Source organism: Peterkaempfera bronchialis (genome assembly GCF_003258605.2).
GTDB classification, from domain to species: Bacteria; Actinomycetota; Actinomycetes; order Streptomycetales; family Streptomycetaceae; genus Peterkaempfera; species Peterkaempfera bronchialis.
Genome location: NZ_CP031264.1, coordinates 4,692,747 through 4,706,072 on the forward strand (window position 1 = coordinate 4,692,747; position 13,326 = coordinate 4,706,072).

Genomic DNA, 13,326 nt, shown 5'->3' on the forward strand with positions numbered 1-13,326 from the left:
CGCAGGGATCTCGGATGTCAGGGGGTCTGGGGTGTCAGGGAATCTGGGGTGTCAGGGAATCTCGGGTCAGGGCTTGGCTGAGCGGTCGGTTGTACCGGGACGGCCCGGGTCACACCTGGCCGGTGCCGGCAGCGAGTCGGCGCACGGCGGACATCGGGATCGGCAGCCAGTCGGGCCGGTGCCGGGCCTCGTAGACCACCTCGTACACCGCCTTGTCGATCTCGAAGGCCCGCATCAGCGCCGGGTCGGTACGCGGGTCCTCGCCGCCGCCCGCCGCGTACCCGGCGCAGTACGCCGCCCGGTTGCGGACCGCCCAGGCGGTCGCCAGCCGGGCCAGGTGGTCCCGGTCGGCCGACTGCCGGCCGCCGCCGCGCGGGTCGGGCACGGTGGCGGGCTGCTCGGCGAGCAGATGGGCGGCCGCGTAGTCGAAGGAGCGCAGCATCGCCGCCACATCCCGGATGGCGGGCTGGAGCCGCCGCCGCTCGGCCAGCGGCTTGGCGGGCTCGCCTTCGAAGTCCAGCAGCACCCAGCCGTCGGCGGTGCGCATCGACTGGCCCAGGTGCAGATCGCCGTGGATGCGCTGGATGCGTACCGGCCGCTCGTCGCGGGCCGGGTCGGCCAGCGCCCGGAAGGCGTCCTGGAGGGCCGGGCGGTACGGCAGCAGGTCGGGCACGGCCACGGTGGCGGCGTCCAGCCGGCGGGCCATGCCGGCCGCCAGCTGGTCGGTCTGCGCCCGGTCCAGGGCGCCGACCGGCAGCGTACGGCCCAGCGCCAGGTGGACCTCGGCCGTGGCCCGGCCCAGCAGGAACGACTCTGCGGAGAAGTTGCCGCTGATGTGGTCGGCGGGCCGCCCGTCCCGGCCGCTGGACCACTCCGGCTCGGAGCAGAGCCGCTGCACATGCTCCAGCGCCAGCTCCCATCCGTCGGCGGCGCCTGCCAGGAACTGCTGGAGCAGGCCCAGGGTGGCCGGGTCGGACTCGCCGCTGCCCGCCAGCCGGGTCTCGAACCAGGCGGCCGGCCTCGGGATGCGGGTGGAACCGGCCCGGGCCAGGGCCAGCGACAGCTCCAGGTCCGGGTTGACCCCGGGGCTCACCCGCCGGAAGAGCTTGAGAATCAGGGAGTCGCCGTAGACCAGCGAGGTGTTGCTCTGCTCGGCGGTCACCGCCCGGCCGACCAGCCCGCCGGGGATCTGCGCGCCGGGCAGCCGGCGGAAGGCCAGCGGGCCCACCTCGCCGGGCTCGGCGAACCGGGTGAGCAGCCAGCGGGTGAGGTCGGTGTCATGGGCCGCGTCATAGACCACGGTGCCGTCGTAGGGGCCGCCGGACAGCCTCCCGATGGCGGCCCGGCCGAGCCTGCCCGGCAGGTCGGCGCGGGCGGCCAGCAGCAGCTGGTAGACATCGGCGGTGGACTGGTCGTCGCCGCCGGTGCGCTGCTCGACCCGGAGCAGCAGATGGATCAGGGCGGGGTCGCCCTCCAGCAGGGGGGTGGCGGCAAGCGGCGTGATCCCGGTCACCGGCCGCCCCTTCCCGGCGAACCAGCGCTGGCCGGGCAGCCAGGAGTGCAGCAGCGGGAGTGCCGCGCCGATCAGGGCGTCGGTGCCGGCCTGGGTACCGGCGCGGGCCGCGGTGCCGCTGCGCGGTCCGCTGTTGACGGTGGCTCGTCGAGACCGGGAGGTGTCCGACATGACTCCCTTTCCCCGGATGACACGGTTTGCCCGGCTCGGGTGGGTTGGCCGGATTTGCCAGTCTTCCGGATTTCGGCGGCGCGGCGGCTCCGGCACGCGGTCAAGGGACCGCATGTCACGCCATGGGCGGTGTGTGGGTTCTCTTGTGGTCTCCGTACGTGGTGCTACGTGGTGAAACGGGTGCTGCGTGGTGGTACGAGGTGCCGATCCCCCTTCCCGGAGCGGCCGACGAGGCCGCCCCGGGAAGGGGGTGAGCCGGGTTCCCCGGAGGGTCAGAGCGCGTCGGCCCGGCGCAGCCGGAACCAGTAGAAACCGTGCCCCGCCAGGGTGAGCAGGTACGGGAGTTCACCGATCGCCGGGAAGCGCACCCCGCCGATCAGCTCCACCGGATGGCGGCCCGTGTACTCGCGCAGGTCGAGTTCGGTCGGCTGCGCGAACCGCGAGAAGTTGTTCACGCACATGACCAGGTCGTCCCCGTACTCGCGCACAAAGGCCAGCACCGCCGGGTTGCTGGACGGCAGCTCGGCGTAGCTGCCCAGACCGAAGGCCGGATTGAGCTTGCGGATCTCGATCATCCGGCGGGTCCAGTGGAGCAGCGAGCTGGTGTTGCTCATCTGCGCCTCGACATTGGTCACCTGGAAGCCGTAGACCGGATCCATGATGGTCGGCAGATTGAGCCTGCCCGGGTCGCAGGAGGAGAAACCGGCGTTGCGGTCGGGTGTCCACTGCATGGGGGTGCGCACCCCGTCGCGGTCGCCCAGCCAGATGTTGTCGCCCATGCCGATCTCGTCGCCGTAGTAGAGGACGGGCGAGCCGGGCAGGGCGAGCAGCAGCGCGGTGAAGAGCTCGATCTGGTTGCGGTCGTTGTCCAGCAGCGGCGCCAGCCGGCGGCGGATGCCCACATTGGCCCGCATCCGGGGATCCTTGGCGTACTCCGCGTACATGTAGTCGCGCTCTTCGTCGGTGACCATCTCCAACGTGAGCTCGTCGTGGTTGCGCAGGAAGATGCCCCACTGGCAGCCGGACGGGATCTTCGGGGTCTTGGCCAGGATCTCCGAGACCGGGTAGCGGGACTCCCGGCGCACCGCCATGAAGATCCGTGGCATCACCGGGAAGTGGAACGCCATATGGCACTCGTCGCCGCCGCCCTCGAAGTCGCCGAAGTAGTCGACGACGTCCTCCGGCCACTGGTTGGCCTCGGCCAGCAGCACCGTGTCCGGGTAGGCGGCGTCGATCTCGGACCGCACCCGCTTGAGGAAGGAGTGCGTCTCCGGGAGGTTCTCGCTGTTGGTGCCCTCGCGGGCGTAGAGATAGGGGACGGCGTCCAGCCGGAAGCCGTCGATGCCCAGGTCCAGCCAGAACTTCAGCGCCGCGATCACCTCCTCCTGGACCGCCGGGGAGTCGAAGTTCAGGTCCGGCTGGTGGGAGAAGAAGCGGTGCCAGAAGTACTGCTTGCGCACCGGGTCATAGGTCCAGTTGGACGTCTCGGTGTCGACGAAGATGATCCGCGCGTCGGGGTACTGCTTGTCGTCGTCGGCCCACATGTAGTAGTCCCCGTACGGCCCGTCCGGGTTCTTGCGGGACTCCTGGAACCACGGGTGCTGGTCGCTGGTGTGGTTCATCACGAAGTCGATGATCACGCGCATGCCGCGCTGGTGGGCGGCGTCCACGAACTCCACGAAGTCGGCCAGGTCGCCGAACTCCGGGAGCACCGCGGTGTAGTCCGAGACGTCGTATCCGCCGTCGCGCAGCGGCGAGGCGAAGAAGGGGGGGAGCCAGAGGCAGTCCACCCCCAGCCACTGGAGGTAGTCCAGTTTCGCGGTGAGCCCCTTGAGGTCTCCGACACCGTCTCCGTTGCTGTCCTGGAAGGAGCGGACGAGGACCTCGTAGAAGACCGCGCGCTTGAACCACTCCGGGTCGCGGTCCTTCTGCGGGGTGTCCTCGAATGTGTCGGGAACTGGCTCGTTGACGATCACTCTGCGGTCCTCCGAACCGTGAGGATGTGCGCCGGCTGCTGGGACGGGTCGAGCCGGACGTAGTTGTGCTGACCCCAGCGGTAAGTGGCACCGGTGAGCTCGTCGCGCACCGTCAGGTGGTCGTGCCACTCCAGCCCGAGAGCGGGCAGGTCGAGGGAGACGGTGGCCTCCTGGGGGTGATGGGGGTCGAGGTTGACCACCACCAGGACGGCGTCGTCAGGGTCGGCGGCGGCATCGGGGCCGACGCCGCCGCCCGGGATGTGCTTGGAGTAGACCAGCAGCGCATCGCTGTCCGCGTGGTGGAAGCGGAGGTTGCGCAGCTCGCGCAGCGCCGGGTGGTGCCGGCGGGTCCGGTTGAGCGTGGTGATCAGCGGGGCCAGGGAGCGGCCCGCCGCCTCCGCCGCAGCCCAGTCGCGCGGCCGCAGCTGGTACTTCTCGGAGTCCAGGTACTCCTCCGAGCCCGGCCGGACAGGCGTCCCCTCGTACAGCTCATAGCCCGCGTACATCCCCCAGGCGGGGGACAGGGTGGCGGCCAGCACGGCGCGCAGCGCAAAGGCGGGCGGGCCGCCGTGCTGGAGCGCGGCATGCAGGATGTCGGGGGTGTTGACGAAGAAGTTGGGGCGCATATACGCGGCCGCCTCGCCGCTGAGCTCGGTGAGGTACTCGGTCAGTTCCTGCTTGCCGGTGCGCCAGGTGAAGTAGGTGTACGACTGGTGGAAGCCGACCTTGCCCAGGGTGTGCATCATCGCCGGGCGGGTGAACGCCTCGGCCAGGAAGAGCACATCGGGGTCGGTGCGGGCGATGTCGCCGAGCACCCGCTCCCAGAAGACCACCGGCTTGGTGTGCGGGTTGTCCACCCGGAAGATCCGCACCCCGTGGTCCATCCAGAAGTGCAGCACCCGCAGCGTCTCGCGGACCAGCCCGTCGAAGTCCCGGTCGAAGTCCAGGGGGTAGATGTCCTGGTACTTCTTCGGCGGGTTCTCCGCATAGGCGATGGAGCCGTCGGCGCGGTGCCGGAACCACTCCGGGTGCTTGTTGACCCAGGGGTGGTCCGGGGAGCACTGGAGCGCGAAGTCCAGGGCCACCTCCAGGTCCAGCTCGCGGGCGCGGGCCACAAAGGCGTCGAAGTCGTCGATGGTGCCCAGGTCCGGGTGGATCGCGTCATGGCCGCCCTCGGGGGAGCCGATCGCCCACGGCGAGCCGACATCGTGCGGGCCCGCCGCCAGCGAGTTGTTGGGGCCCTTGCGGTAGGCCCGGCCGATGGGGTGGATCGGCGGCAGGTACACCACGTCGAAGCCCATCCCGGCGACGGCCGGCAGCCGCTCGGCGGCGGTGCGCAGGGTGCCGCTGCGCGGCGGCTCCAGCCCGGCCGGGTCGACCACCGCGCCCTCCGAGCGGGGGAAGAACTCGTACCAGGAGCCGAACAGCGCCCGCTCCCGGTCCACCTGGAGCGGCAGCGGCCGGGAGGCCGTCACCAGCTCGCGCAGCGGATGGCGGTCCAGTACCCGGGTGACCTCGGCGGAGACCGCGGCCGCCAGCCGGGTCATCGGCGGCAGGGCGGAGTCGCGCAGCGCCTCGACGGCGGCCAGCACCGCCGCCCGGCCGCCCTGCTCGGGTACGCCGGTGGCTGCGCGTTCCAGCAGTTGGGCGCCCTCCTCCAGTACCAGGGCGGTGTCCAGTTCGGCGGGGACCTTGATCCTGGCGTGGTGGCGCCAGGTCTCCACCGGGTCGCTCCACGCCTCCACCGTGTACGTCCAGAGCCCGGGGCCGGTGGGGGTGACCTCGGCGCCCCACCGGTCGGTGCCCGGGGACAGCTCCCGCATCGGCGTCCATGGACCGGGCTGCCCGGCGGGGTCGCGCAGCACCACATTGGCGTTGACCGCGTCGTGGCCCTCCCGGAAGACGGTCGCCGTCACCGGGAAGGTCTCCCCGACCACGGCCTTGGCCGGCCGCCGGCCGCAGTCGACCAGGGGGCGGACGTCCAGCACCGGGATGCGGCCGACCAGGGTCCCGCTCTCCGCCGCTGCCGCCGGGGGGGTTGTTGGGGCGGTCTTCCGGGCGGCTGTCTTCTTGGCCGGAGCCTTCGTCGCCGTCTTCTTGGCCGGAGCCTTCTTCGCCACTGCCTTCTTCGCCGGGGCCTTCTTGGCGGCCTTCTTCGCCGTCGCCTTACGGACCGTCGACTGCTCGGCGTGCTCGGCGTGCTCGGCTCGCTCGGCGTGCCCGACGTGCTCGGCGGCGGGCCTGGCCACGGCTTCGGCGGCGGCTCCGGCGGTCGGCGTCTGCTGCGTCGGCACCGGAGCGGGGGAGTCGGCCGTCAGGGCCGCCCGGGTCGGTTCGGCCTGCGGCGCCCGTCCGGTGACCCGGCCGGGGGCGCCCGGCGGTGTCGTCGGGTTGGACGGTGTCCGCTTCTCGTCGTGCATGGCGAAGCTCCTGCCCGCGATCGGCGGCAGCTCCCACCTGGATGCCCACCACGTCCGGAACTGGGCGGCGAGCCCGGGGGAGTACCGGGAGGACTGATGTCGGGACGACGGACCGGGTCCAGTTGCGGTCCCGGAGAGCCTTCCCCCGCCTTCCCGTCCGGCAACCTGTCGGCAGCCGGGCCACCGGCGGCACGCCCTTGAGAGGGTCCGGGCGCACTCCGGCACGCGCCTCGATCGGAGGCGCCTCGACAGCCGTCCCGGAGGGTGGTCCGGACGAGCAGTCGCACCCGACTCGACAACGAGCGCGCACAGGACGAGGACACGCGGACATCAGCCACCGGTGATCATGTCGACGCGGAAGCGGATACAGGCGGGAAGGAGGGAAATCCGGGCAGGACCCGCACCGGAGCGACACCCTGGCCGCACCTGTGCGAGGAGCCCTCGCCCCGCACGCATCCTCGCACCGGGGTCCGCCGCCACGCAGCAGTTTGGTCCTGTCTGCGGCGTGTCTCGGTCACCGTCGGACGCCCCCCGGGCGACCCCGCACGCCGGGCGCGTGAGCCGCCGACCGCCGTGCGCCCCCTGCGCCGCCGCATGCGGCCGTACGCGCCCGGCGTGACCTCCCCGCTGGGCCGAACGGCCCTCGGAGGCCGAGTTGACGCTGCTTCTGCGGCACCCCCGAGGTTAGGCTTCGCCGAGTGAAGGCAATCCGCAGATTCACAGTCCGCACCGTCCTGCCCGAGCAACTCCAACCGCTGCACGAGCTCGCCCTCAACCTGCGGTGGTCCTGGCACCCGGAGACCCGGGAGCTCTTCCGCTCCGTCGACCCGGAGGTCTGGGAGTCCACCGGAAAGGACCCGGTACGCCTCCTCGGCGAGGTCCCCGCGGCCCGGCTGGCAGCCCTCGCAGCCGACCGGCGCTTCCTGCGCCGCCTCCACGACACCGCCGACGAACTCCAGGACTACCTCACCGGCCCCCGCTGGTACCAGTCCGCCCTGACCGGTGACGACGGTGAGCCGCTGCCCGCCGGTATCGCCTACTTCTCCCCCGAGTACGGGATCGCCGCCGCCCTGCCGCAGTACTCCGGCGGCCTCGGCATCCTGGCAGGCGACCACCTCAAGGCCGCCAGCGACCTCGGCGTGCCCATCATCGGGGTCGGCCTCTTCTACCGGCACGGCTACTTCCGCCAGTCCCTCTCCCGGGACGGCTGGCAGCAGGAGCGCTACCCCCTGCTCGACCCCAACGAACTCGCCGTCAGCCTGCTCCGCGAGACCGACGGCAGCCCCTGCCTGGTCGTCCTCCACCTCCCCGGCGGCCGGCGGCTGCACGCCCACATCTGGAAGGCCCAGGTGGGCCGGGTCCCGCTGCTGCTCCTCGACTCCGACATCGAGGAGAACTCCGCCGCCGAGCGCGATGTCACCGACCGCCTCTACGGCGGCGGCAGCGAGCACCGGCTGCTCCAGGAGATGCTGCTCGGCATCGGCGGAGTCCGCGCCGTACGCACCTTCTGCCGCCTCACCGGCCACCCCGACCCCGAGGTCTTCCACACCAACGAGGGCCACGCCGGCTTCCTCGGCGTGGAGCGCATCCGCGAGCTGACCGGCGGCCCCGGCCTCGACTTCGCCGCCGCCCTGGAGGCGGTACGGGCCGGCACCGTCTTCACCACCCACACCCCCGTCCCGGCCGGGATCGACCGGTTCGACCGCGACCTGGTCACCCGCCACTTCAGCGGGGACGCCGCACTCACCGGCGTCCCCGTCGAGCAGGTGCTCGCGCTCGGCGCGGAGACCTGGGAGGGCGGCGACCCCCGCCTCTTCAACATGGCGGCCATGGGACTGCGCCTGGCCCAGCGCGCCAACGGGGTCTCCACCCTGCACGGCGAGGTCAGCCGCTCCATGTTCAACGGCCTCTGGCCCGGCTTCGACGCCGCCGAGGTCCCCATCACCTCCATCACCAACGGCGTCCACGCCCCCACCTGGATCGACCCCGCCGTCGTCCGGCTGGGCGCCCGCGAGATCGGCGCCCAGCACGCCGAGAGCGCCATGATGGTCGGCGAGGCCCGGCACTGGCACGGCGTCCAGTCCATCGCCGACGCCGACATCTGGGAGCTGCGCCGGGCGCTCCGCGCCCAGCTGGTCGACGAGGCCCGCCGCCGACTGCGCGCCTCCTGGCGGCAGCGCGGCGCCGGAGACGCCGAACTCGGCTGGACCGGCTCGGTGCTCGACCCCGACATCCTCACCATCGGCTTCGCCCGCCGGGTGCCCTCGTACAAGCGGCTCACCCTGATGCTGCGCGACCCCGACCGGCTGCGCCGCCTGCTGCTGCACCCCGAGCGGCCGGTGCAGATCGTCATCGCCGGCAAGGCCCACCCGGCCGACGACGGCGGCAAGCGGCTCATCCAGGAGATGGTGCGCTTCTCCGACGACCCGGCGGTGCGGCACCGCATCGTCTTCCTGCCCGACTACGACATGGCCATGGCCCAGCACCTCTACCCGGGGTGCGACGTCTGGCTGAACAACCCGCTGCGCCCGCTGGAGGCGTGCGGCACCTCGGGGATGAAGGCAGCGCTCAACGGCTGCCTCAACCTGTCGGTGCTCGACGGCTGGTGGGACGAGTGGTTCGACGGCTCCAACGGCTGGGCGATCCCCACCGCCGAGGGGACCGGGGTCGGCGGCACGGTGCAGGGCGCCGGGATGACCGGCGGCCAGGGCATCGACGACGAGCGGCGCGACGACCTGGAGGCCGCCGCCCTGTACGACCTGATCGAGCACCAGGTGGCCGCCCGCTTCTACGACCGGGGGTCCGGCGGCCTTCCGTACCGCTGGATCGAGATGGTCCGCCACACCCTGGTCCACCTCGGGCCCAAGGTGCTCGCCGGACGGATGGTCCGCGAGTACGTCGAACGGCTCTATGCGCCGGCCGCTGCGGCGCAGCGGCGGCTGGCCGGGCCGGTGCCGGACGGCACGCCGTACTCCGGCGCCCGTGGGCTCGCCGAGTGGAAGGCCCGGGTGCGGGCCGCCTGGCCGGGGGTCCGGGTGGAGCATGTGGAGGCCGGCGGTCCGGCCGACGCCCCCGAGCTGGGCTCCACGCTCGCCCTCCGGGTGCAGGTGGCGCTGGGCGCGCTGGAGCCGTCCGACGTGGATGTCCAGGTGGTGGCCGGCCGGGTGGACGACAGCGACCGGATCACCGATGCGAGCACGGTCTCGCTGAAGCCGTCCGGCCGCCCCGACCTCGACGGCCGCTGGCTGTACGAGGGCCCGCTGGAGCTCAGCCGCACCGGCCCCTTCGGGTACACGGTCCGGGTGCTGCCGGCCCACCCGATGCTGGCCGCCACCGCCGAACTCGGCCTGATCGCGGTCCCGCCGGAGTCCGCCGGGATGGACGCCGGACTGCTGCGCTGACACCCCGCCGACACCCGTCGGCCGACGCCCCCCACCCACCCGGGTGAGGGGCGTCGCCGCTGGCCGCTGCCCGCTGCCCGCCGACCGGGACCGTCGCCTAGACCAGGCTCTCCCGCCAGGCCTGGTGCAGATCGGCGAAGCGGCCGGCGGAGCCGATCAGCTCGGCGGGGGAGCCGTCCTCGATGACCCGGCCCTGGTCCATCACCAGGACCCGGTCGGCGATCTCCACCGTGGAGAGCCGATGGGCGATGATCACCGCTGTGCGACCGGCCAGCACCGTGCGCATGGCCTCCTGGACGGCCCGCTCACCGGGGACGTCCAGCGAGGAGGTGGCCTCGTCCAGGATGAGCACGGCCGGGTCGGCGAGCAGGGCGCGGGCGAAGGCGACCAGCTGCCGCTGGCCGGCCGAGATCCGGCCGCCGCGCTTGCGGACATCGGTGTCATAGCCCTCCGGCAGGGCGGCGATGAAGTCATGGGCGCCGATGGCCCGCGCCGCCTGCTCCACCTGTTCCCGGCTGGCCCCGGGACGGCCGACCGCGATGTTGTCGGCCACCGTCCCGGAGAAGAGGAAGGACTCCTGGGTGACCATCACCACGCCGCGCCGCAGGTCCGGGGTGGCGAGGTGGCGCAGGTCCACGCCGTCCAGGGTGACCCGGCCGCCGGTGGGGTCGTAGAACCGGGCCAGCAGCTTCGCCAGGGTGGACTTCCCGGCGCCGGTGGCGCCGACCACCGCGACGGTCTGCCCGGCGGGCAGCAGCAGGTCGAGCGGGGGCAGCACCTCCTTGCCGGTGCGGTAGGCGAAGGAGACGCCGTCGAAGACCACCTCGCGGCCCCGGGCGGCGGCCTCGGCCCGTTCGGGCAGCGGCACCGGATCGGACGGCTCGGCGACGGTGGGCTCATGGGCCAGCAGCCCGGCGATCTTCTCCAGCGCCGCCGAGGCCGACTGGTAGCTGTTGAGGAACATCGCCAACTGGTCGATGGGGTCGTACAGCCGCCGCAGATAGAGCACGGACGCGGCCAGCACCCCCAGCTGGAGGCTGCCGTCGGTGACCAGGTAGGCGCCCCACAGCACCACCCCGGTGAGCCACACATTGGCGGTGGCGCGGGCGGTGGCGACAAAGCGGGCCATCTCCAGCATGCCGTCCGCATTGGCCTTGGCATACAAGGAGTTGACGGTGGCGAAGGCCGCGTCATTGGCCCGCTCGCGGCGGAACGCCTGAACCGGCCGGATACCGTTCATGGTCTCGGTGAAGCGGACGATCACCGTGGCGACCGCGGTGCGCGAGGTCCGGTAGACCTTGCGCGAGCGGCGGCGGAAGGACCGGGCGAGCAGGAACATCGGCAGGAAGGAGGCCAGCGAGGCCAGGCCGAGGCGCCAGTCCATGACCAGCAGCAGCACCGAGACATAGGTCACCGAGAGCGCCACCGCCAGCAGCTCCTGCAACCCCTCGTTGAGCAGCTCCCGCAGGGCGTCCACATCGCTGGTCGCCCGGGAGATGATCCGGCCGGAGGTGTAGCGCTCGTGGAAGTCCAGGCTGAGCCGCTGGGCGTGCCGGAAGATGCGGCCTCGCAGGTCCAGCAGGATGTCCTGGTTGATCCGGCCGGAGATCCGGATGAAGGCGCGCTGGAGCAGCGTGCCGAGCAGGGCGCAGCCCAGATAGGCGGCGGTGACGGCGATCAGCGGGCCGGAGTCGTGGTCGCGCAGCGCGGGGATGGCCCGGTCGATGGCGACCGCCACCAGCAGCGGCCCGGCCTGGAGCGCGGCCTGCTCGACCAGGATCAGCAGCATGGCGGTGGCGATCCGCCGCCGGTGCGGGCCCATCAGGGAGAGCAGCAGGGCCCGGGGTGCTCCGACCGGGACGGGGATGTCCTCGTCCTCCGGGGTCGACCCGCCGGGCGCGGGCGCCGTGGCGATGGATACGCCGGGAGGGGCGCCGGGAGGGGCGTGCGGAGGAGCGTAGGGCTCGGCCGGGAGGGCGTCCTGCTCCGAGTCGGTGGCGGAGGTCATCGGGCGGTGCTCCCTTCGCGGACCCGGTCGGCCGGGTCGCCGGACATCAGCTCGCGGTAGGCCGGGCAGGACTCCAGCAGCTCCTGGTGGGTGCCGACCGCGCTGATCCGGCCGTCGGCCAGCAGGGCCACCCGGTCGGCGAGCAGCACGGTGCTCGGCCGGTGCGCCACCACCAGGGCGGTGGTACCGGCGAGCACCTGCCGTAGCGCGTTCTCCACCAGGGCCTCGGTGTGTACGTCCAGGGCGGACAGCGGGTCGTCCAGGACCAGGAACCCGGGGCTGCCGACCACGGCGCGGGCCAGCGCCAGCCGCTGGCGCTGGCCGCCGGAGAGGCTGAGGCCCTGCTCGCCGACCTGGGTGTCCACCCCTTCGGGCAGCCGGCGGGTGAAGTCCGCCTGGGCGGTGTCCAGGGCCCGCTCCAGCGCCTGCGGCCCGGCCTCGGGGGCGCCCATCAGCACGTTCTCCCGTACCGAGGCGGAGAACAGGGTGGGCTCCTCGAAGGCCACCGCCACCAGTTCGCGCAGCCGCTGCCGGGGCAGGTCGCGGATGTCGGTGCCGTCCAGGGTGATGGTGCCTGCGGTGGCGTCGTACAGCCGGGGGAGCAGCGCGGTGAGTGTGGTCTTGCCGCTGCCGGTGGCGCCCACCAGCGCCATCGTCTCGCCGGGCCGGATGTGCAGATCGACACCGCGCAGCAGGTCGGGGGTGTCCGGCGGGGCGTCCGGGTAGCGGAAGCCGACCCCGGTGAAGCGGATGCCGTCGGGCTCGGCGCCCTCCGGCCGCAGGTCGGTACGGGGGGTGTCCTGCTCCTCGGCCGGCCGGGCGTCCATCACCTCGAAGAACCGGTCGGAAGCGGTCGCCGCCTCATTGCTGTACGCCAGCAGCCAGCCCAGCGACTCCACCGGCCAGCGCAGTGCCAGCGCGGTGGAGAGGAAGGCGACCAGGGTGCCTGCGGTGAGGTGGCCGTGGGCGACCAGGACGCAGCCCACGCAGAGCGCCACGCCCAGGGCGAGCTCGGGCAGGCCGACGATCACCGCCCACAGGTCGGCCAGCAGCCGCGCCTTGCGCAGTTCGGTGGAGCGCAGCTCGCGCGCCTGGTCGCGGAAGCGCCGGGCCATGGTGCGGTGGCGGCCGAACGCCTTGAGGATGCGGATGCCGAGCACCGACTCCTCCATCACCGTGGCCAGGTCGCCGATCTGGTCCTGGGCCCGGCGGGCGACCGAGCTGTACCGCGCCTCGAAGAAGGAGCAGAGCACCACCAGCGGGGCGGCGGGGAGCACCAGGATCAGGCCCAGCCGCCAGTCCAGCGAGAACATGATGGCGACTCCGGTGAGGAAGGTCGCGGAGTTGACGATCAGGAAGACCAGCGCGAAGGCCAGGAAGAGCCGCAGGGTGAAGAGGTCCGACGTGGCCCGGGAGAGCAGCTGCCCCGACGCCCAGCGGTCGTGGAAGGAGACCGGCAGCCGCTGCAACCGGGCGTAGAGGTCGCCGCGCAGGGTGCGCTCCACCCGGGAGAGCGGACGGGCGACCAGCCACCGCCGCACGCCGAAGAGACCGGCCTCGGTCAGCCCCAGCAGCAGGAGCAGCCCGGCCGGCGGCCAGAGCGCGGCCGTGTCGTGGTGGGCGACCGGCCCGTCCACGATCCGCCGCAGCACCAGCGGCACCAGCAGCGCCGCGCAGGAGGCGAGCAGGGCGGCGCAGACGGAGCCCGCGAGGAACCAGCGCACCGGCCGGACGTAGGGCCACAGGCGCAGCAGCGAGCGTACGGCGGAGCGTTTCGGGACGGGGTGCGGAGCGGGGGCGAGGGTGTGTTCGGGCATCGTTCGCGAGCGTACGACTC

6 protein-coding genes are annotated in these 13,326 nt (G+C 72.8%); 1 reads left to right on the plus strand and 5 read right to left on the minus strand.

The genetic code is table 11. The annotated features are described in order from the left end of the window. Positions 1-109: 109 nt before the first annotated feature. The 3 genes from C7M71_RS21000 to C7M71_RS21010 form a co-directional block, all read right to left on the minus strand. Positions 110-1,684 carry a maltokinase N-terminal cap-like domain-containing protein gene (locus tag C7M71_RS21000; protein WP_162824323.1) on the minus strand — a complete coding sequence of 525 codons (1,575 nt, stop codon included), beginning with the start codon at positions 1,682-1,684 and terminating at the stop codon, positions 110-112. A gap of 272 nt (positions 1,685-1,956) precedes the next feature. After that, the gene (gene treS / locus C7M71_RS21005; protein ID WP_111492314.1) at positions 1,957-3,660 is read right to left on the minus strand and encodes a maltose alpha-D-glucosyltransferase; all 1,704 of its coding nucleotides are present in this window, start codon (positions 3,658-3,660) and stop codon (positions 1,957-1,959) included. Then, positions 3,657-5,666: an alpha-1,4-glucan--maltose-1-phosphate maltosyltransferase gene (locus tag C7M71_RS21010; protein WP_229759182.1), complete on the minus strand. Its 2,010-nt coding sequence runs from the start codon at positions 5,664-5,666 to the stop codon at positions 3,657-3,659. The genes treS and C7M71_RS21010 overlap by 4 nt, the downstream gene beginning before the upstream one ends. Before the next feature lie 1,112 nt (positions 5,667-6,778). On the opposite strand from C7M71_RS21010, the gene glgP reads away from it, so the two are divergent. Further along, on the plus strand, positions 6,779-9,481 hold the full coding sequence (glgP, locus tag C7M71_RS21020; protein ID WP_111492312.1) for an alpha-glucan family phosphorylase: 2,703 nt from the start codon (positions 6,779-6,781) through the stop codon (positions 9,479-9,481). A gap of 97 nt (positions 9,482-9,578) precedes the next feature. On the opposite strand, the gene C7M71_RS21025 is transcribed toward glgP, so the two are convergent. Both C7M71_RS21025 and C7M71_RS21030 read right to left on the minus strand, forming a co-directional pair. Then, a complete protein-coding gene (locus C7M71_RS21025) occupies positions 9,579-11,489 on the minus strand; it encodes an ABC transporter ATP-binding protein (protein ID WP_111492311.1) in 1,911 nt (636 codons plus the stop codon). Further along, positions 11,486-13,306, minus strand: coding sequence for an ABC transporter ATP-binding protein (locus tag C7M71_RS21030; protein ID WP_111492310.1), 1,821 nt, complete (start codon positions 13,304-13,306; stop codon positions 11,486-11,488). The genes C7M71_RS21025 and C7M71_RS21030 overlap by 4 nt, the downstream gene beginning before the upstream one ends. Positions 13,307-13,326: the final 20 nt, after the last annotated feature.